This window comes from Pseudoalteromonas rubra (assembly GCF_000967655.1).
GTDB lineage: Bacteria > Pseudomonadota > Gammaproteobacteria > Enterobacterales > Alteromonadaceae > Pseudoalteromonas > Pseudoalteromonas rubra_A.
In genome coordinates this window covers 21,323-42,280 of record NZ_JXYA01000065.1, presented here as the reverse complement: position 1 = coordinate 42,280, position 20,958 = coordinate 21,323, and the positions used below count along the sequence as shown (strand labels likewise).

19 protein-coding genes are annotated in these 20,958 nt (G+C 50.2%); 11 read left to right on the top strand and 8 right to left on the bottom strand.

Annotated features, from left to right (window positions below; translation table 11 throughout):
• Positions 1-59: 59 nt before the first annotated feature.
• Positions 60-1,076 (bottom strand): AraC family transcriptional regulator, encoded by a 1,017-nt coding sequence (locus TW77_RS24500; RefSeq protein ID WP_052713309.1) that lies wholly within the window; start codon positions 1,074-1,076, stop codon positions 60-62.
• Positions 1,073-1,963, bottom strand: a complete 891-nt coding sequence (locus tag TW77_RS22140) for a GGDEF domain-containing protein (RefSeq protein ID WP_046007131.1) — start codon at positions 1,961-1,963, stop codon at positions 1,073-1,075. The genes TW77_RS24500 and TW77_RS22140 overlap by 4 nt, the downstream gene beginning before the upstream one ends.
• Before the next feature lie 414 nt (positions 1,964-2,377).
• On the opposite strand from TW77_RS22140, the gene TW77_RS22135 reads away from it, so the two are divergent.
• Positions 2,378-4,312 (top strand): phytase, encoded by a 1,935-nt coding sequence (locus TW77_RS22135; RefSeq protein WP_052713308.1) that lies wholly within the window; start codon positions 2,378-2,380, stop codon positions 4,310-4,312.
• Positions 4,313-5,244: 932 nt separating this feature from the next.
• Positions 5,245-5,409 carry a hypothetical protein gene (locus TW77_RS25440; protein WP_162197980.1) on the top strand — a complete coding sequence of 55 codons (165 nt, stop codon included), beginning with the start codon at positions 5,245-5,247 and terminating at the stop codon, positions 5,407-5,409.
• Between the two features lie 95 nt (positions 5,410-5,504).
• On the opposite strand, the gene TW77_RS22125 is transcribed toward TW77_RS25440, so the two are convergent.
• The gene (locus TW77_RS22125) at positions 5,505-6,230 is read right to left on the bottom strand and encodes a YebC/PmpR family DNA-binding transcriptional regulator (RefSeq protein WP_046007129.1); all 726 of its coding nucleotides are present in this window, start codon (positions 6,228-6,230) and stop codon (positions 5,505-5,507) included.
• Positions 6,231-6,340: 110 nt separating this feature from the next.
• Complete coding sequence (locus tag TW77_RS22120) at positions 6,341-6,961, bottom strand: HAD family hydrolase (protein ID WP_046007128.1); 621 nt, start codon at positions 6,959-6,961, stop codon at positions 6,341-6,343.
• A 217-nt stretch (positions 6,962-7,178) separates the two neighbouring features.
• Between TW77_RS22120 and TW77_RS22115 the strand changes: the two genes are divergently transcribed.
• From TW77_RS22115 to TW77_RS22100, 4 genes are all read left to right on the top strand, one after another.
• On the top strand, positions 7,179-7,757 hold the full coding sequence (locus TW77_RS22115; protein ID WP_052713307.1) for a pyridoxine/pyridoxamine 5'-phosphate oxidase: 579 nt from the start codon (positions 7,179-7,181) through the stop codon (positions 7,755-7,757).
• 173 nt (positions 7,758-7,930) lie between these two features.
• Positions 7,931-8,356, top strand: a complete 426-nt coding sequence (locus TW77_RS22110; RefSeq protein WP_046007127.1) for a DUF2141 domain-containing protein — start codon at positions 7,931-7,933, stop codon at positions 8,354-8,356.
• Between the two features lie 247 nt (positions 8,357-8,603).
• On the top strand, positions 8,604-10,595 hold the full coding sequence (locus TW77_RS22105) for a methyl-accepting chemotaxis protein (RefSeq protein WP_046007126.1): 1,992 nt from the start codon (positions 8,604-8,606) through the stop codon (positions 10,593-10,595).
• A complete protein-coding gene (locus TW77_RS22100) occupies positions 10,596-11,045 on the top strand; it encodes a tyrosine-protein phosphatase (RefSeq protein ID WP_240479532.1) in 450 nt (149 codons plus the stop codon).
• Positions 11,046-11,133: 88 nt separating this feature from the next.
• Here the strand turns inward: TW77_RS22100 and TW77_RS22095 are convergent, their stop codons facing one another.
• The 3 genes from TW77_RS22095 to TW77_RS22085 form a co-directional block, all read right to left on the bottom strand.
• A complete protein-coding gene (locus tag TW77_RS22095; protein WP_046007125.1) occupies positions 11,134-11,946 on the bottom strand; it encodes an SDR family NAD(P)-dependent oxidoreductase in 813 nt (270 codons plus the stop codon).
• A gap of 223 nt (positions 11,947-12,169) precedes the next feature.
• The gene (locus tag TW77_RS22090; RefSeq protein ID WP_046007124.1) at positions 12,170-12,778 is read right to left on the bottom strand and encodes a glutathione S-transferase family protein; all 609 of its coding nucleotides are present in this window, start codon (positions 12,776-12,778) and stop codon (positions 12,170-12,172) included.
• Between the two features lie 70 nt (positions 12,779-12,848).
• Complete coding sequence (locus TW77_RS22085; protein ID WP_046007123.1) at positions 12,849-13,526, bottom strand: type 1 glutamine amidotransferase domain-containing protein; 678 nt, start codon at positions 13,524-13,526, stop codon at positions 12,849-12,851.
• A 295-nt stretch (positions 13,527-13,821) separates the two neighbouring features.
• Between TW77_RS22085 and TW77_RS22080 the strand changes: the two genes are divergently transcribed.
• From TW77_RS22080 to TW77_RS25285, 4 genes are all read left to right on the top strand, one after another.
• The gene (locus TW77_RS22080; protein WP_046007122.1) at positions 13,822-14,856 is read left to right on the top strand and encodes an alpha/beta hydrolase family protein; all 1,035 of its coding nucleotides are present in this window, start codon (positions 13,822-13,824) and stop codon (positions 14,854-14,856) included.
• 127 nt (positions 14,857-14,983) lie between these two features.
• A complete protein-coding gene (locus TW77_RS22075) occupies positions 14,984-15,571 on the top strand; it encodes a hypothetical protein (RefSeq protein WP_046007121.1) in 588 nt (195 codons plus the stop codon).
• A 26-nt stretch (positions 15,572-15,597) separates the two neighbouring features.
• Positions 15,598-16,866: a S41 family peptidase gene (locus TW77_RS24495; RefSeq protein ID WP_052713306.1), complete on the top strand. Its 1,269-nt coding sequence runs from the start codon at positions 15,598-15,600 to the stop codon at positions 16,864-16,866.
• Positions 16,867-16,970: 104 nt separating this feature from the next.
• Positions 16,971-17,141, top strand: coding sequence for a hypothetical protein (locus tag TW77_RS25285; RefSeq protein ID WP_156158734.1), 171 nt, complete (start codon positions 16,971-16,973; stop codon positions 17,139-17,141).
• 56 nt (positions 17,142-17,197) lie between these two features.
• Here TW77_RS25285 and TW77_RS22065 read toward each other — a convergent pair whose 3' ends face one another.
• Positions 17,198-18,313 carry an amidohydrolase family protein gene (locus TW77_RS22065; RefSeq protein ID WP_046007120.1) on the bottom strand — a complete coding sequence of 372 codons (1,116 nt, stop codon included), beginning with the start codon at positions 18,311-18,313 and terminating at the stop codon, positions 17,198-17,200.
• Positions 18,314-18,535: 222 nt separating this feature from the next.
• On the opposite strand from TW77_RS22065, the gene TW77_RS22060 reads away from it, so the two are divergent.
• On the top strand, positions 18,536-20,956 hold the full coding sequence (locus tag TW77_RS22060; RefSeq protein WP_046007119.1) for an ABC transporter permease: 2,421 nt from the start codon (positions 18,536-18,538) through the stop codon (positions 20,954-20,956).
• The last annotated feature ends 2 nt before the right edge of the window (positions 20,957-20,958 follow it).

The window sequence follows — 20,958 nt, the reverse complement described above, 5'->3', positions numbered from 1 at the left end:
TCACAACACAGTCCGCCCTGAGCGGTTCCTTCAAAAACCTACATCTTGCTACGCCGCAATTAAGAGCCACAGCGAAATGCACTGGGTACGGCTCCGGTCCAGCGCTTAAATGCCCGCCGAAAGCTGTGTACATCGGCAAACGCCATAGTGCTGGCCAGCTGGCTGTTATTCCATTGATTAAGATCCATCAGGTGCAACGCTTCTTGTCCCCTGACCTCATCAACCAATTGCTTGAAATGCGTGCCGTCTTGCTTGAGTCGACGCTTCAAGGTTGCCGGGCTCATACCCAGATAGCAGGCGGTGTCTTCCAGCGACCAGGTCTGACTTAGATTCTTACGAAACACACGGCGCAGGTGTGCCTGAAGTAACTGTGGCGAGTGAAGCGCGTGGCGGGCACTGCGTTTTGCCTGAGCAAACCGCAATGCACTGGCCTCTTTAAAAGGCTGATAGAGTGCCTCTTCTTGCAAGATAATGGCGCAACGCGGCGCGTTAAAACGCACATGCTCACCCAGATAAACCGGATAGTGAAAGTCTTGTCCGGGTTGTGACCAGGGCAGTTCGACCTGTACCCAGGTCTGCGCGCCGAGCTGCTCCTTAAGCAGCAAACGGCAAGCTGACAGTACGATTTCAAACACGGTTCGCTGCTGAATGCTCAGTGATGCAGATTCGGTCAACCTGATATACAACTTACCCTGATGCCGCTGCACATTAAACTGAACCAGCGTCTCAATGCCCTTTTGCACGCGCGCCCAGGCTGTCAGTGCCCCGCGCAAATCAGGCGCGTACCGCCACAAGTCGAACAAAACATGACCATGTCCGGTCGCAATTCTCTGCCCCAGCTCCATCGCCAAATGCGGATGCTCCGCCAGCTCTCGTTTAAGCTTTTTGAGTATAAGCAGCACGTTGACAGGCGCAACCTGAGCTCCCGGGTAGGTCAAATCCTCAACAAACAGCGACGATCCCCGGATCAGTTGATGTGGCTTTATCTGATAGTGCTCGGCCAGCTCCAGTATGGTAATGAGAAAATGCGCAGGCATACGCTTATCTTGCAGATAGCTAAAATTAGCGGGTGTCATAGTGCTACCTCCGCCACAGCAGACGAAGTGCGTTTCGCACCCGCCAGCTGTTGATTGAGCCGCTCAAACAAGGCCTGCTCTGACTCTCCAGCCATTCTCGTTGCCTGAACAGTGGTCACGGTCAGCGCGCCCTTTAACGCGCTGTTACAGCAGTCACGGATCAGCTCGCAAAACACACTGGCTTCATGGGGAGGCGTATCCGGTAGCAATATCGCAAACCGGTCACTGGTATAACGACACGCTAAATCCGTTTCCCTGAGGGCAAGTTCCAATGCGGAGGCCACCTCATTGAGTGCCTGATCACCTTGCTGTGGACCATGCGCCCGGTTGTATTGGGCAAACCCTTTTATATCGACCATGACCAACGAAAGTGGCTGCTCACGCTTGTCATGCAGCACAGCCTCACGGTTTAGCTGGATCAACAGATAACGCAGGCTATAAAGCTGAGTAACGGGGTCAATCAGGCTATGTTCGCGGTGAAAGTGCTCTCTTTGCTTGAGCTGGCGATTAACCGCCTGCTGCTCGCGATACCAGGTGATCAGCCCCCAGGTCAGCAAGGTCATACTGACAGGAGCAGGCAATGACTCCAGCCAGGTAAATAAGTGGCTGTGTGGCGGATAGGCAATGAACTCATCCAATACATCAAGCCAGGTCGTAAGCCAGTAAGTTGCCGAGCCGAATAGCAGTATTGTGGTGACCCGCCCTCGTGGTCGGCATAATGCCAGCAGTATAAGCCAGATAGCCGCCATCATAGACGAGGTGGCTTCACCGGTTAAATCGACCCAGTCAACCTCATGCATAGATTTGGGCTCGCCGACAAATAACGCCAATATGGTCAATCCGATACTTGCGAGCAGAGCAAGGCATAAACTGCTGACATTCTTCATCTTTTGAGCCAAATATTGAATCTTGCGGGTATCCTAGCGGCACGATATGACACTTTTAAGACGCCCCCGGCTTAAAGCCTGAGCTATTTGGACCCGGCCCGAACAGCTCATTCAACCTCGTATCAAACGCATCCCTATCACCAAATAACAACCTAACATCAAGATTCTATTTGTCTTTTTTTACTGAGCAAGCGGATATGTTAAGACAAAGCAGCTCACATTCTGAGTCACAAAGCGCATTATGAGCCATTCAGGGCGCACAGCTGTGCCAACGCTTGAAAGAGTGAAACAAAATTGTCATATCCACTTTTTAAGGTAGCCACTCCTTTACATCCCATAGCGGTTTGCGAATCAGCTTAGTGCACATTAGGTTGGCTCGCCTCCGCCAGTACTCTGTGACGTCGGAACTTAAAAATGAAAATACAGAAGTTATGCAAAACAACGCTTATCCTGGGGCTGCTGGGCGCGCTGAGCGCCTGTCAAAATCAGACACACCAGCAAACTGCGGCTCAGCAGTCACTCCAGCTTCAGACACAGGGCTCAGTCACAGGGATTGTGGATAGTGTTCAGGTGCCGGGTAACAATCAAATTCTGATCGCTTCTGAGCACGAAGGATTGGCGCTGCGTCAGGGAAACACGCTCAAAACGCACCTTCATGGCGCGTTTAAGCAAGTCCGCCTGAGCGCGCTGGAAGAGGGGCAGTGGCTGTATGCTGCGCTTGAAGGCAGTAACGACAGGGTGTTCGTCGGCACGCTGAACTCCAGTGCAGCCCAACTACAGCCACGTTTTGAACTGTCTCAAACTGGGTTACTGGTCGATAACCTGTGTTTGTTCGCCGATGAAGCCAATCAGACCCTCTCCTTATTTGTCTCAGATGGCCGCGGTAAAGCAGAACAATGGCTGCTGCGCCAACAACACCAGTGGCTGAGCGCACCAAAGCTGTTACGCTCACTGTCTTTGCCATACGATGCTGATTCCTGTGCCGTCGACCCGGGCAATGGTTACCTCTATATCAGTGAACCGCTGGGGATCTGGCGCTATCCGGCACGCATTGAAGACAACCCGTCGTATTATCCGGTCTCTCTGGTTGCCCCCTACGGCAATCAGTCATCGCAGGCTGTTAGCCTGGCAACCAGCCCCTCAGGAGCGCTGTTTGCCTTGCTTGAAAACGGCCAGGAAGTGCTTTACTGGGACGCGCCAGACGCTGCAAATAGCTGGGTACCGGCCCAGACCTTAGTGCTTGAAAATGGCAAAGCCACCATGATGAACCTGAGTCAGCCTTTGAGCACAGATAAGGCCACACTGAGCTTTACCGATGAACAGCAAGGCCAATACGCGACAGCTCACATTACCCTCAACTCAGAAGTCACAGCAAAAAGCTTAGTGGTAGTCAGGCCCAAAGCACAGAGCCAACCCGCGACGCAATTTGGTGATGCAATGGACGATCCGGCTATCTGGGTTCACCCTGAAAACCCCGAGGCATCACGGGTGCTGGGCACCCATAAAAAGCAAGGCCTGGAAGTCTACGATCTGCAGGGCAAGCTGCTGCAAACTTTTAAAGACGGCCGGCTCAATAACGTCGACCTGCGCGGTGGGTTTAGCTGGCAAGGTCGCATTATCAGCATCGCGGCTGCCAGTAAGCGCAACGATGACAGCCTCGCCTTTTATGGCATTGAAGCAGACGGTAACGTCTTTCGTCTGGGTAGTGCGCCATCGGGTCTGGAAGAGATTTATGGACTGTGTATGGCCACTTTTGAGGGCAGCCACTACGTGTTTGCAAATAATAAAGCCGGCCTCACCTATCAATACAGAGTGAAAGCCAACAAGGATAAGTTGTATGCAGAAAAAGTACGAGCCATACCACTGAACTCGCAACCGGAGGGCTGTGTTGCGGATGATGCTCGCGGGCGATTATTTATTGGCGAAGAAGATGTGGGGATTTGGGCCACCAGCCTGAACCCGACGGATAACAGCCAGCCGGTTGCAGTAGCAAAGGTAGGTGAACACCTGGTCGATGATGTCGAAGGCCTGGCGCTGTCATTTGGTGACTCGCCGGTGCTGGTTGTTTCCAGCCAGGGTAACAACAGCTACCAACTCTACGAAGCAACACCGCCCTATCGCCATTTGGCAGGATTTCGCGTTGGTCTGGATGGCTTTAAAGGCCTTGATGGCGCATCAGAAACCGATGGTCTGGCCCTCTCTACCCGTTTGCGGACCCGAGATTACCCCGAGGGGTTGCTGGTACTTCAGGACGGCCGCAACCGCTTTCCCGATAAGCCGCAAAACTTTAAATTTGTTAGCTGGCGGGATGTACTGGAGGCTACGGGACTTACTAAACCCCAGAAATAAAGCTTTGTTGTCTAACGCGGAGGCATACAGGGCCTCCGCAACTCGCTTACCAACACACTTTTAGTTAAGCTTTAATAATTTTAATCAGTTAGTTATCCCTTACTAGCATTTTGTTGCATCACCTGAGTCAGTTGCAGAGCGCTCACAGTGCTGATAGCTACATAAATGGTGCGGGCACAAGCAAATACACCAACAAAAAGCAGAGCAAGATATTGCCCTGCTTTTTACTTTTAGCAGTGCAAGTGCAGCAGAAAGGCCTGCATAACTTGATGTGCCGTGAAGAGGATGCCACTTACCTCATATCATTTCCTGCTCAAAAAAAGACCACTTTTAATCGACAAAAAACTTGGTTAAAGTGTATTTTGACTCTGTTATTCGTTTAACACTTTCCCATTAACAGTGTTTACCTGCACATTTCTCAAGAGCCGGGCTATGAGCTTAAAGGACTTATTTTTTCATTAGAAAAGTAAGTACTTAAACTACATAAACCATTTCAATGTTAAATAAGGAAAATTAAATATGAACTTGAAACTCAATAAAAAAAGCGTAAAAAACCTCTCAAAAGATAAAACAGCTGTACCCGCTGAATTAACGCCTAATATTGCCGGCGGCCATACTTACAGGGACACCACAGCATTGTGTCCTACTCATACGTCCCGTATATGCTAAGGCATCGAGCGGAACCCATAAAATCCTCTCTACAGCGCCTGTGCTAATCAATAGGCGCTATGACACCTTTAACCCCCCCACAATCTCAGAGTGTGCTGGGTTTAGATTTAACGATGAATTCAGCGCTGAACTCATTTTTGATGTTAGTGAACGAGGTATGCTCTCCTGTTGGTTCTCACCTGATATGTTATTCGTCTGAAATTGATAATACAGTTCGCCGATAGGTCGGTAAGCTCTTCATATCCGGATATAAGAAATATTCAATGAAGATAGCCCATCAACACGATAATGTGCCGCAGGTAGCGGCTAACAATACGAGTGCTCAGCCAGAGAGGACATTGCTCAGCTTAAGAGTAATTTTAATGAAGTTTATCGAAAGTGTCACAGGCCAGCTGCGCAGTAATGCAGAAGTGAAATTCAGTTACTAATTATTAAGCACAAAGATACGCACAAAAAAGCCGAGCGTAAAAGCTCGGCTTTTTGCGTCTTGTGCTGACAAGACGCATTACTCACACCCAGAGGGTTAGTTTTTCACAATCGCGTTGTGATAAACGTTTTGTACGTCGTCGCAGTCTTCCAGCATGTTGATGAACTTCTCGAAGTTCGCCAGGTCGTCTTCACCTGTGATCTCAACGTGCGTTTGCGGCACCCAAGTGATTTCGTCTACGTCGAAGTTGATGCCTTCAAACGCTTCAATCAGCGCCGTTTTCGCTTTGAAGTACTCAGTGTGTGGTGCAAACACAGACACCTGACCGTCTTCTACTTCTACATCTGTTACGTCTACATCGGCCATCATCAGCGCTTCAAGGACCGCTTCATCGTCATCACCAGCGAAACCAAGGATAGCAAAGTGATCGAACATGTGTGCAACACAGCCCGGACTACCAATTTTTGAGTCTGTCTTTGTGAAAGGCAGGCGAACATCCTTGATAGTACGGTTCGGGTTGTCAGTCAGACAATCCACAATCACCATACAGTTACCAGGGCCATAGCCTTCGTAGCGTGCCGGAGAATAATCTTCGCCTGCGCCGCCTGCAGCTTTTTCAATTGCTTTTTCAATAACGTGTGCCGGAACCTGGTCTTTCTTAGCTTTGTCGATCAAACGGCGAAGGGATAGGTTAGTGTCGGGATCAGCGCCACCATTTTTAGCAACTACATAGATCTCTTTACCATATTTTGAGTTTACTTTGGTCTTTGCCGCTGCCGTTTTTGCCATGGCGTTTTTGCGGACTTCAAATGCTCTACCCATCTTAATTCTCGTTTGTGCAAATTAAATTGGACAAGATTCTAACAAGACATTGCATTTTGGGCTATACCCAGACGAGAATTGCGCGCCATTGGCAGTGGCGCCGAGTGATATTATCCGACTAACTGGCCTGTTTGGGCACGGTGATGCAGGCCCAGTGCCGCAGGCAAGTCAGTAAAACGCTCAATAATGATATCGGCCTGCTCGGCATAATCTGGCAGCTCAACCGGAGCAAACAAACACGCGTGCATGCTGGCACGGCGGGCCGCTTCGATGTCGTACTTGTAGTCACCCACATAAACGCACTGCTGATACGGTAAAGACCAGCTGTCGGCGACCATATGCAACGCCTGAGGGTCCGGCTTTGGCAGCGCATCTTCACGCGTTAACATCAAATCCAGCTCAAGGCGACAGCGTTCCAGTTTTAGTCTGGCGGCTTTAGAGTAGTTACGTGTGACGATGGCCAGGGGCATACCTATGGACTTTAGAAAAGACAAGGTTTCGGCTACGCCGGGAATGGGCTCAGCGTGCTGCGCATCCTGCATTTCATGTTGGTGAATAAGCGCCATCGCCTCTTCGCGCATATAAGGCGAAGGCAGCGACTCCACATACTCAAGTAAATCGGCATCACGGTCGCAGCCTACCTGCGCCTTGATTAAAGCGAAATCCAGCGAGGAGGTCACCAGCGTGCCGTCCAGATCAAAAATCACACCTTTTACCATTAAATCAGCCATTCATATTTCCTTATCACCAAGGCCTCACTTGCCCTAAACATAGGGTAAGCCGGGAAGCCTTGCAAAGATATTGAGATAAAATTTTTCAGGCCCTACCTGCTGGTCATATCTCAGCAAAGGGACGTCGATTTAATACGTATTGCCAGGCAGTGCGGATCAATTGCAACCCTGGCTGGAACATGTCATCTTGACTCTGAACTGTATACAAGGAGACGTGATGAATCATCCTATCGAACAATTCCAACACTGGTGGCAACAGGCAAAAGCAGATCCAACTCTAAAGCAACGTAGCGCGGTATGTATTTCTACACTGGACGCTCAGGGGTTTCCTGTCGGGCGCTTCGTCGACCTCAAAGCCGCTGACCAAAACGGGTTTACCTTTTGCACACATTTGAACTCACAAAAAGGCGCAGACCTGCGGCGCAATCCAAAAGTGGCTATGACGGCATGGTGGGATTCTTTGGGTTATCAGGTTCGCGTGGCCGGATTGGCTGCTGAGATCAGCCGTGCTGATGCAAATCGCTATTGGCAAAGCCGCAACCGCGATGCTCAGCTCACCACCTTAGCCTGCCAGCAAAGTCAGCCGCTGGCATCAATGCAGTCCATCAAGGATGAGCTTACAACACTTGGCACACATTATCAGGAACAAGCGATCCCACTGCCCGACAACTGGGGCGGCTTTATTATCCGCCCACTCAGTATTGAGTTTCTGACCTTTGCGCAAAGCAGGCTTCACTTACGCGAATTCTATCAATACGAACAGGGGGTTTGGCACAAAACCTTGTTGCAACCATAGCAAGTGTAAAGCCCCTTGCCAGATTTGCGATTTTGCCCGGTCAGGTTAACTGCTCCATTTGCACAGTAATGACATCTGTCATGCCATAGTCATGACAGATCACACACGCAATCCCCCCACCCTTTTCGTAAAGTTATCCCATCAACACAATGACTCAGCAAAGGATAACCAACATGACTAAACACCTGACTCGCACCACCGCACTTGCCTGCATCCTCGCCGCACTGTCGACCAGCGCGATGGCCCAAGACCTGACCATCACGTTTACTGGCTTAGCACATCAGTCTGGCACCTTAAAGCTGGTTGCCTATGATTCTCCGGCAGGGTTTATTCAACATCAGGCCTGGCGCGTCGCACAGCAGCAGGTTTCGAACGCTAATCCAGAGCTGACATTGCGCGGTATAGAGCCTGGCCAGTACAGCTTTATGGTCTATCAGGACCTGAATAATGATGGCAGGTTAAACCGTAATCGTTTTGGCATGCCCCTTGAGCCCTATGGCTTCAGTAACAATGCACGCCCAGCAGGTGCGCCACAGTTTGGACAACTGGCTGTACATATCGCACAGCCAAATCAACAGCTGACAATAACAATGCGCTAATGATCGACTGTCGCAGTTCATCTTGTGCTGCGACACTCAGTGTGTTCACGTCCTGAAATGGCGCTGAAATGGCATTGTTAGTATACAAACTGGAAATATCGTAATTTTTTCTGATTAAATGTTATAAATTCACTAGTTTTTAATCAAAGTGTTATGTAATAGTGTGGTTTAAAAGTGATCTAAACCAGATGCATCGCACTATATTTAGAAAGCTGCTTACGCTTTAACCCCAGAAAGTGAGTCGTGTATGCTGAGAACTATAGCTAAAACCATATCCAGCCATTTAACCCTTGTCGTATTACTTCCCTGTTTGTTGCTCGGTGGCGTCATTTTTTATGATGTATCGACTGCAGCCAAACGAATGAATGATGCCTATGACGCTGAATACAATGCCTTTTTGAGCCATGCAGTGCTCGCGCTGGTACATGAAACGCAAAAAGAGCGTGGTGCCTCTGCCGGATTCATCGGTTCAGGAGGTAGCAAGTTTCAAAGCAATCTAACGCAACAACGGCGGTTGACCGACGACCAATTGTCTAATCTGAGAAAGAAGGCCAAAAGTTGGACGCTGTCACAACCCATGCAGCAGGAGCTCGAAACATTTTTAAACAAATTTAACCAACTGGATAGTGTTCGCCAACGCGTAAGCTCGCTCTCCATGAGCCTCCCCGACGCACTGAAATATTACACCGACATCAATAATCAGGGCTTGCATATAGTCATTACCGCAGCAAGGCTGAGCAAAGATCATGTTATCTCGACCGAGCTGATGGCCATTTATAATTTTTCCAGCGCCAAAGAGTCTGCTGGTATTGAGCGGGCTGTCTTGTCTAACACCTTTGCAAAAGACCAGTTTACACCAGCACTGAGAACCAGATACACCCAATTGCTGACCAAGCAAGAGGTCTATCTTGCGGAAGCTTTGGAAGCCTCGCCTCCCATAATGAGAACCATGTTTGAGCGTGCCCTGAACTCAAGTGCCATGCGCGACGTTACGCGCTTTAGAGCCATTGTCGCTGACAGCGATTCGGGGTTTGGTCAAGATCCAGAAGCCTGGTTTGAAGCCGCCACGCGACGTATTAACGCCCTGAAAGAGGCCGAGGAACAGGCATTGACGCTGGTTGATAAAACCGCCATCGATATTCAGGAAACCGCGGTCACAATACTTGTGATAGAAGTGATCATCCTGCTGATTGGGTTGTTGATCACCGCCGCCCTGTTCATCTCTATCCGCCTGCGTCACCAGCAGTCAGCTAAAATTGCCGAGGGGATAGCCATTGCCATTAACAATCGCAATCTGGCCCATGAAATCTCGGTCCTAAGTTCAGACGACCTGGGTAACTCAGCCAAAGATATCAACCGGCTAACCCAACAATTTGAAGACGACCTGATTGAGTTTGGCCGTGCCTCACATAAAATTGCTACCTCGACCCACGAAACCGCCTGTGCCATCAGCCAGAGTCAAACTAACTTGGTTGAGCAACAATCCGGTGTTCAGACCATCGCCTCTGCCGCGGAACAAATGAGCGCCAATATTCAGGTAATCGCAAACTCGATGCTGGAAAATGCAGCGGTGGCAAAGTCCGTTTCTCAGGAGTCAGTCAACGGTCAAAAGGTGGTCAGCGACGCTGTAAAAGTGATCCAGCAGGCCTCCTACGACATGGAAAAATCCGCCGCCTCGGTAGATGCCCTGAACGAGCGCGTTGGCAGCATTTCCAGCATGGTTGATATGATCCAAAGCATCGCAGAGCAAACTAATTTGTTGGCGCTGAATGCCGCCATTGAAGCGGCCCGGGCAGGCGAGCAGGGCCGGGGTTTTGCCGTGGTTGCCGATGAGGTGCGCAGTCTTGCCAGTCGCACCCAACAATCAACCGAAGAAATCTCGGCTTTGGTCAGCGAGCTACAAAGCAGTGCACAATCCGCGTCGGATGTGATCACGCAGGGTAAGGACAACGCCATGCAGGCTGCCCATCGTGCAGAGCAGATTAAAGACGCTCTGGGTAAAATTGTTGAACAAGCCAAGCAGGTGGAATCGGTTACTGACTCCGTATCGGTGAATACGCAGCAGCAGAGCAATGCCATAGACGAAGTAAGCAGGCATATTGTCGAAATATTTGCCAAGGCCACTGAAAATGTGACCGGCGCCGAACAAATTGCTGTGGCCGCCTCCAATATCGCAGAAGCCGCAATGGATATGGATGAACTGATCGACCGCTACAAAGTACAGGAGCAGACCGGGTAAATGACTTCACATCCTTTTGATACACTACAATTAGACACTGGTGCGGCCTTACTGTTTACACCTTGCCCGGGTACAAAGGGCACCTCGCTCACTGAGTCCGTACAGCAACTGCACGATGCCGGTGCACAGGCCATTGTGACACTCATGTATCCTTCGGAATTAGAGAGTAACGAGGCAACAGCGTTACCTCAGGTATGTGACGCCCTTGGCGTATCATGGTTTCAGCTGCCCATCGCTGACGATGCACCACCTAATAAAGACTTTACACAGGCATTTGCACAGAGCTGGCCGAAGCTTAAAGCAATACTATCTGAACAAGGCACTGTTGCAGTTCACTGTAAAGGTGGTTCAGGGCGCACAGGCATGGTCATTGGGTTGATCATGTATCAACTTGGGCTGGATAAAGCTGACATCATCCCTCAAATACAGGCGCTGCGGCAAAAGCCTTAACCCACCCGGCTCAGCTCGATTTTTTCAATCAATTCTCTCGTTTCGAGTAACAATCTGTTGCCACTGTCATTGCACAGTGGCAAATCCACTAAGCAAAGCCATGATGCTGGCGAAAAGTCTCCAGGACTTGGATCAGTTCAGCCACTTTCTGCTCATCATATGCATCATCATGAGCCCGAGCAAAGCGCCCCAGGTCATTGTCAAAATATTGGCCAGACGCCTGGGCAAACTCCTCAGACAGCGCGGCTCGCACCAACACATCCGCGCCCTCCTGAACATTGCCCCCAGCCACACCATAGGCCTGCTCAACCATTTTTGAGCCCAGAAAAGACTTAGGATTCACCGCTATAATCGCAGGCAGAGCACGACCAGAGGCAGCGCCCAGTTGCATCGACCACATGGTCAGGGCCAGTTTACTTTTGGCGTAGGCCGCATTATCCGACAGACTGCTGGATGCTGTTATCTCCTGTGGCATCAGAGATGATTGCGCAGCAGATGATAAGTTGATCACTCTGGCACCTGGCTTCATGTCAGGTAGCAATGCTTGGGTAAGTAGATATGGGGCAATGGTATTCACCATAAAGCGCACATCAATCCCCTCAGACGTGGTTTGCTCTGGCACCACAAAGACGCCCGCATTGTTGATCAGTACATCCAGCTCAGTGCCAGCCTGCTTAAGCTCGTTGATAAAGCCCTTAATATCATGAATAACACTCAAATCAGCTGTGTACGTCGTCGGTTGTTGTGGTGGTGACTGGGTTGCAAATTCCGCTTTCAACGCAGTGAGCTTATCAGCGTTTCTGCCATGCAAGATAACTCGGTGGCCAAGCTCCAGCAGGGTTCTCGCCGTCGCCAGCCCAATTCCATCCGTTGCGCCGGTAATTAAAATGGTTTTTGTCATCACTATATCGCTCGCTAAAGTTAACAATGGCTATTGAGGAGATCCGGAGCACATAAACTCGCGGTACTGATATAGTTTAGATTATTTAATAAAGCTTTATTATTGACCTCATTAAACAATCAGTATTTGCTTTTTATTGATAATTAAAGGTAATACACATGATCAGCACTCAACAAGCGGCTGCTCCGCACACATAAAGCAAAGCAGACGCTAATCGGGTGAATTAGCCCAGCTTTCTGGCAGTCTGATAAGCCTCGCGGCTTTGTACTGTATTCAGATAGGCCTGGATATTTGGTTTATCATCCAGCAGCTTCAGGTTCGCGGCAAATTCCAGCGTGATGGTCATCATGATGTCGGCTGCGCTAAACTGCTCGCCTGCAAAAAATGCCTGTTGTGCCAGCGTTGTTTCAATGTAGTTGAGGTCCAGCGCCAGCTCTTTGGCAATATACCCGTCCATCGGGGCGCTGCCGTCACGCTGCTCCATCCCCATCAGCAAAGTTGCGATCACAGGCAAAGCCAGCGACCCTTCTGCAAAATGCGACCATTCGAGATACTGGTAATAGTGCGCATCGCTCTTGTGCGGACGTAAATTGGTTGCACCGGCTTGATCCAGCAAATATTCCATAACCGCACCGGATTCACACAGTACCACGCCGTTGTGCTCAATGACCGGCGCTTTGTTCAGCGGGTGGACCTGACCGAGGCTGGCAGGCGCCAATCTGGTGTGGGGATCACGTGCATGATGCACAACTTCATAGGGTAACTTAAGCTCTTCGAGCAGCCATAAAACGCGGGTCGAGCGCGACTGGTTGAGGTGATGTACCTTGATCATAACTTCCTGGGATCCTTATCTAAACAAGCCAGCCGTCTCCATCAAAGAAACGGCCAGCGTGTCATTTCAATTATTGTGTTTTAAGGTGCTGAGCGAGGGCTACGCCCACGGCATGTGCGCTGGCTGGGTTCTGCCCGGTGATCAGGCCCGCATCTTCAATCACGAATTCCTGCCACGGCTGAACCTTACGGTACTGCGCCGCTTTGCGGGCAATGGCTTCTTCCAGCAAAAACGGAATGCTGCTGATGGTACCAAAGTCAATTTCTTCTTCACGGGTAAAACAGGTCACCGATTTGTCGCCAATGAGGGGGTCACCATTACTCAGCGTAATGGGTAACAAGGCAGCCGGGCCATGACACACCGCAGCAATCACTCCACCGGCTTCATAATGCGTTGCCGCCAGCGTGGCAAACTGTTCATCGGTGGCCAGGTCGCTGAGCAGTCCAAAACCACCGGGATAAAAGATGGCATCATAATCGCTGATATTCAGCTCAGACACACTCAAAGTATTAGCAATTTTTGCCTGTAACTCTGCGTCTTCGAGCATCTGACTGTTAACCTCGTCGCCTTCTGCGTCAGTACCATATAAAGGCACCTGACCACCCTGAATAGACGCCAGTTCATAGCCAATGCCCTGCGCTTTTAATACGTGCACAACATGGGTCAGCTCAGGGGCATAGGTACCATTTGCCTGATCTGTGTCACCTAAGGTTGCGTGGTTTGTGACCGGTATGAGTACTTTTTTCATGTTATCCTCCTGAATGATGTGATCGAACGCGCAATGCCGGTACGTTTTATCAGCAACGCGCTGTGAGTACTCACTGTAGATTATTTCTCAAAGAATGATAATAGATAAGACTGATAAACACTTTTGCCATACAGCAAAAGTATAACATTCCAACGACAGAGCATCCCCCTTTACCCAGGCTTAATTCTTACAGCTCATTACAACTTCCCACACGGCTTTACACCCATCTTGCGGGGCTTTCTATATGGTAGGAGTCTGTTGAGCGTTTCGCATTCTAATTAAAGGAGAGATCATTATGTCCAGATGGAGTACTGCTACATTGATTACCTGCGCCTGTATGGTGCTGGGGTTACTCAGTGGCTGCCATAACAGTAATCAGGAGCAAGTGGAGGACCGCGTTATCGCATTCAATGCCAACACCAACACGTTAGAGGCCCGGCTGGTCACTCCCAAAAAACACCAGAGCCAGGATGCCATTGTCCTGCTTGTACATGGTGATGGCGCGATGGATCACAGCGCCCAAGGCTACTTCGAGCCCATTATCACAACACTCACAAACAAAGGTTATGCCACTATGTCGTGGAGTAAACCCGGTATTGGTAATTCAAGCGGCGACTGGCTGGCGCAAACAATGCCACAGCGCGCAGAGGAAGTTCGCAGCGCAATTCGCTATCTCAGGCAAAATGGCTACCCGAATAACCCGATAGGCGTGCTTGGCTTTAGCCAGGCAAGCTGGGTGCTGGCCGAGCTGAGCAATGAGCCAGAGATTAAATTTGCCGCCTTAGTGGGAGGCGCTGCCAACTGGCGAGAGCAAAGCCAGTACACGATGTGGCTGCGCCTGATAGAAGAACAAAAGATCCATGCCGACGACGACGGTATTTGGCAGGAAATTGCCCAGCTGAATGAGCTGGAATACCAGTTGATCAAGGCCGGATTTGACGACTACCAGGGCAGTGACTTACACCTGCATCCGTTTATGGCAAAGCCAATACAGGATGAGGCCAGGTTCAATTTTGTGCGTGCCAATATCGACTCGGACGTTAGTCGAGGGTTTGCGCATATTCATTTTCCTATGCTGGCGCTGTTTGGCGATTCAGATATCCGGGTAGATGTGCAGCACAGCCAGCAGGTGTTTGCCAGCACAGTGGGCGCAGCAGATACGCTGGAGCAGAAGGTGATCAGTAACGCATCCCACAGCCTGCTCAAAACCGACCTGCCAATGCGGGCAGCACTGTATTTAACTGCCGATGATTTCGCGCCAGGCGCGCTGGACACGCTGGTTCATTGGCTGGATACACACGCAAATGACAAGACGGCACAACGGCTTTAGATTTGCGAGCAGGGTGAAGTTATTACCAATCGCCATCCAGGCAAACTTCATCCTCTTTTTGTCATTTGGTTGCACTTCATACACAAAGTCAATATCTTACGCATATAACAACTAAAAATGTCCCATTATGCTGTACATCATTCTAACACTCGTATTGCTGGCTCTCAGCGCCCTATTGTTCACTTCCAGGTTTAAAGCCTTTACCCACCGTTACGAGGTCGCCTGTAATTTTATCCTGACTTTAATTGCAACCTTAGTGGGTGTATTACTGGCAATTGCGATCAGTAACTACGACGCAGATCGAAAAGAAATCAAAGATCTGATTAAGGTGCTCCACGCTGCAGAAGCCGTTGTAGAGGAAAGCCTGGATTATAGTATCCGCCTTCATGAGGCCTACCAGCAAAACATCGAAGAATATGGCGACAAGCAAGCATTTTTTGCCCGCAATCCACTCGTTTACCCCCAATACCTGGACAATATGCTCACCCAGAATCTGGTCAGCAAAAACCTTTCCGTGGAAGGGTTAAGCGAACTCAATGAGCATCTGATAATCTTGCAGCGCTCTAAAAAGGTTGAACCTGAAGCTTTTATTGCCAGTATGCTCTATATCAAGCAAATACTGATCCTGGAGCGTCAATATCAAAGCGCTGAGCTGTCGGTACAGGATTACCAGCAATTGCAGGACGAATATGAAGAGCGACTGGCAGGCCAATAACAAAACCAACAACATTAAGGATAGTCATGCGTTCACTACTCGTCGCAACACTTCTGGCAGCCTGTGGCATGAGCAATGCTTCAGCCTCCACTAAAACAGATGATAAGCAAAATCTTCTTACACCCACACAAATACAACAGGACCTTCAGAGTTTTATTGATTATGTCCGGCTCGGCTACGCCTATAGCGATGAAAAGCCAACTGACTTTGCCACCTTTGAGCAATGTGTTCGTCATCAAAGTACTGAGCTTAAAGACAGGATGCAGCTATCTGCGCGGCTTAACCACTGCCTGGAGCACTGGTATGATCATCATGCAGATGTAACGCCCAGACCGTCAGACTATTATCTACCAATGCCCACCGCCAGTGGTTTATGGGGGGTGTGGCAAAACGAGCAAGCCATCATCACCGCAGTGCCATTTATGGGACCCGCCTATCAACAGGGCTTCCGCGCGGGGATGCAGATCTTACGCCTCAATGGCGTGCCCATTGCTAAAGCCATTGCCAGGGCCAACGTCTCTGGCTTGGATACTGCAAGCAGCTGGACACTCAACCGGCTATTGACGGGGAAGCGTAAACAAACTCTCTCGCTGGAAGTTCGCTGGCAGGGTAAGACCGAAATAAAGCTGCTGGATATTGAAGCCATTGTAAAAGATGTGATTGCAGAAAAACCCCTGCTGACGCAAAAGCGCATTGGCACAGTGGGCTATATTCGCCCGGAAAATAGCCTGGGCAATAATGCGCTAATCGGCGCTTTTGACGAGGCAATGGAGCAGTTGAAAGATACCCGGGCCATGATCCTCGATTTACGCCACACGCCCAGTGGCGGCAATACCGAAGTGGCCAGAGGCATTATGAGTCGCTTTATTAAAACTCGTCAGGCATATCAAACACATGAGCTAGTCTCTATCGAACGTGAGTTTGGGGTGAAGCGTGCCTGGCAGGAATTTGTGTTTCCCCGTGGCGACTTTCAGTATGACAAGCCATTAATTGTACTGTGCGACAAGTGGACAGGCAGCATGGGAGAGGGCCTGACCATAGGGTTGCATGGGATGAAACGGGCAACGGTAATCGGCACACTAATGTCACAACTACTCGGTGCCATCTATAGTGAAACCCTGCCACACAGCCAGCTCAGCTATATGTTACCCAGAGAAAAACTCTATCACGTTGACGGAACACCTAGAGAAGCATTTATCCCTGACATAGTGGTTAAACAGCGACAACACAATCAGGAGCAGGACGACACGCTACAAACAGCACTGGACTGGCTCAACAAGAATCATGCAGATTAATGCGTAAAAAATGTTACAAATAGGTGATTGCTAGTTCAGTTTTTACCCGCTAAGTTGAAGGCGTTGCTGAAAAAAGCAACATAATTTAACTAAGGAAAAAGACCATGAAATTACAATTAAACAAAAAGCATGTAAAGCAACTGTCAAACGACGCAAAAGGACTTAACGCAGCATTGACGCCCCAGATTGGTGGTGCGGCACCACCGCCAAGCCACTTTTGTGACACCGTTGGTCAGTGTAACACCCACACATTTGTGACTTTTTATTGCCACTGATACGCGCTGCCTGACCCCGCCTGTCGGGGTCATTTACACATCGAGTACAACTGTCGCTATTGGCATATCTCAGGCGCCCGATAGCTTAGTCCCATTAAGTCAAAGTAGTTTTGTCCGAGGGCAATATGCCGAAAGGCCTCATCACTCAGATATTGGTTAACACGACTGTTGATCTCGACTTCACGCCGATAGTCCCGCAGCTTATAGCCTTTTGCCGCGACAAAATCACTGCCGGTCAGAATACGCGTTGGATAACGATTAAAAAATGCCACATACTGCGCACGGATCGCCGCGTGGCGAAAATAGGCCTCGTATAACACCCGCCACGATATATCGAGCATCAGGTTAGGGTAAGCATCCAGCAACCGCGACAGGATAGCGATATGCTGCTGCGGATCCATCTTGGTTTGTTCCCGCGACAATCCCATATGCACCCAGACAATCGGATTATCCGGATAACGGGCCAGTACATTTTCCATCAGGTGTAAATACTGGGTGGGCGCCTGATCTGAGCCAATATCCGCATGGATAGACAAAGGCATAGGCGCCCTGCCATCTTCAGGTGCTCTGAGTCTGGCCATAAACGGTGCCCAGTCGGCAATGTGTGCAGGCTCCGTTGCCCGGTGAGCGTGCTTGAAGAGAGCTTGCTTCACCAGGTTCACCTCTCCCATCCAGGTAAATGCCGGGCCAAATTCATCGTCCAGTAAATCCATCTTTTGCATCACATCCTGTGGCTCACTGAGATCGGCAAAACTCATTGATAACGTCAGATGCAGATCGCTATTTGGGTGCAATAACGCGTTAGACCCATTGATAACATCATTTCTGATGGTCGGTTTGATTTCACCCGTCGGACACAATGAAAAGCGCTGACAGCCACTTTGTGCACTGAACATTTGTCCTATACCAAACACATTGACAAACAACACACCGGCGGGCTGAAAATAACGGATCAATTCGGAGTAAGGCACGGCCTCGCCACCAAAAGGGCGAAAGTGCGCATGCGCGTCGACCACAAATGTATAGGGCTGCGTGGCTCTGTCATAACAGGCTTGTTCAGGACCGGCTTTAAACTGGGCCAATTGGCGCTCACTGCCCGTGCTCTGGCAGCCCGACGCCAAAGACACCAAGGCTGATGCCAGAAAAGCGGCACGCAACGTTTTTGTGCTCATGGTTATTTCCCTCTTTGCAAGTTTACGGCCTGCCAGCAACACCACCCTAACCCACTGCAAAAGTGGAGTTTGCCGCATGGTATAATTCCGGACTGGCGGTCCGTTTTTGTGTTCAGTGGCAGCATGAAATATATAACCATTTGTTATTATTATACAATTTTTTTGGAGCATTCTTTGCTGTAGACTTGGCTCTGATCACCGACCGTTTAATGGATATCCATTATGTTACAGCGCTATCGCGACTTTATCTGGTTCACCTGTTTACAGCCAGCGCTTATGCAACTAGGCCAGCAACCACGCTGGGCACTCAGTATGTTGAGCTTACTGACACTGACACTCAGTGCCGTGCTCTGTGTTGCCGCCCTGCTCTATCATATCTGGTTTAAACCACTGCCTTACCCAGTGCCACAACATACTCTGGTACTAGACCATCATCGCCAGGCCAGTAGCGCCGGACTGACCGATCATGGCTGGCCTTATCCGGCAGTCACACAGCTGCTGCGCATGGCAGGCAACACCGCTCCTGCGTCAGATGGCGAAACACAGCCAAATCCGCTGCTGAGTTTTTACTACGCAGAAGAAGTACCACTGGAGACAACCTATCAGGAAAAAATTAAAACCGCTTATGTCAGCGGCGACTGGCAAACTATGCTGGGTGGGGAGTTAATTTATGGTCATAGCAACCCATTTTTAGCCGCACCCGATACCCAGCCCCGCGGTGCGGTGATCAGCTTTGCGCTTTGGCACAGCGCCTTTGGCGGCACACCAGACATATTACGCCACCACCTCAATATCAATGGGGTAAAGCATCCAATCCGTGGCGTGGTCAGTCAAGATTATCAGCCACCTGAGCTGTTTAAAGCCGGCTGGCAGCCCGATCTCTGGCTCCCCTGGCGCTACAATAATTCAGAGTACAAAGGATACTGGCAAAGCCCCGATCCCAACATTCGTATGCTGCTGCGCTCGCAAACAGCACAAACCCAGCTGGCCCAGCTGCAAAGCCAGGTAAACAGTGCTGCCACCTCGCATGCCCCTAAGCAACTGCAAGACTGGCAAACCCGTCTGACCGCGCAGCCCCTGACCACCGCACTACGTGGTGACCACCCGATTATCTTTATCGTGTTTGCCTGTACGCTCGCACTGTTGCTGCTGGCAAGCCTCAACCTGGCACAGTTGTTTTTACTCCAGTTGCTACAGAGCAGACATCAGCTGGCTGTGCGTTCTGTGGTTGGCGCAAACTACACAACGCTGCGTAATACCTTATTGTGCCAGCTGCTGTTGCTCATCGCACCGGCAGTTATGCTCGCGCTAGGCGTAACGCATTTTGCCTTGCAATACAGCGCCGCATGGTTATCTCAGTTTATCTATCAGAGCGAACAACTGGCGCTCAACTGGCCGATGGTTTTGCTGGCAAGCTTGTTGGGGGCCGCTATCCTGGCTTTATTTATGGCATTAAGCCACAGACATTGTCAGTCAGACACCCTGATGCGCAGCCTCAAACGCAGCGGCAAAGGCCAGGCTGCACAATTGTCCCAGACCACCATCCGGCGCTTTGTCGCCTCACAGGTGTTGCTGGTCTCTCTGGCTATTTTGATCTGTGCGCAGCTGGTCTGGGATAATCTCAAACAACTGAGTCATCCTTTGGGGTTCGAGGCACAGCAAGTTTACGAGCTGGAATTTAATGTCGCTACGCTGGACTGGCAAGGTTGGTCTGCGTATGCCCCGATGGCCAAGGCCTTTAAACAAGCTTTGCTGCAAGAGCCAGGTGTGGTGGCCGCCAGCTTTGCCCGCACTCCACTCAAAGACGACTTTCAGTTTAATGTCACCGCTGCGTGGCGTGATACCCGCTATCTGCCCTTTCATCGCAATGTGGATCAAGACTACTTTGCGGTGCTGGCACAACGCCTCATTACCGGGCGCACATTCACCAAACAAGACATTGACGAGCAACGCCCTGTGGTCATAGTCAACCGTACGTTTGCCCAAAAGCTCGGTGGTGAGGTGCTGGATAAAACCCTGGAAGTAGATGGCTCAACCCCCCAGCGCATCATTGCTGTTATTGACGATTTGCAACTGCCGGGTAAACCTGTGCCACCCGCACGCTTTTACTTGCCTAATTTTGGCTCAGCTACCTACCTGCTGGTGAAACTGGCACCCGGGCTGACGCTGAGCAAAACACAGCTCAGCACACTACTACAACAGCAGCACCCACAATTTGTGCTCACTCAGTGGCGGGCGCTGGACGATGAAGTGGCCCGCGCGCATCAATACCGGCGGATCACCACCTGGCTGCTGGTCTTCGTCAATCTGCTGATCCTGATCATTACCGCGTATGGCATTTATAGTCTGCAAAGTTATGCTGCCTATCTGCAACAGAGCGTGGTTAAAGTGCACCTGATGCTGGGCGCTAAGCGCCGTCAGGTTTTGCTGGCACGAGTCCGTGCGTTTTTGCAACCCGCACTGATGAGTATTGCATTTGCGGTTATCGCTGTTGGCCTGAGCTGGCCCTGGCTTAAAACGTTAATGGTGTTTTCGCCCAGTCCAGCACTCATTGCGCTAAGCCTGGGCGGTGTGATTGTGACTCTGGTGGCTATCAGCCTGGTAACGGCCCACCAATATGTGCCCACCAGACGATTACTATAAAA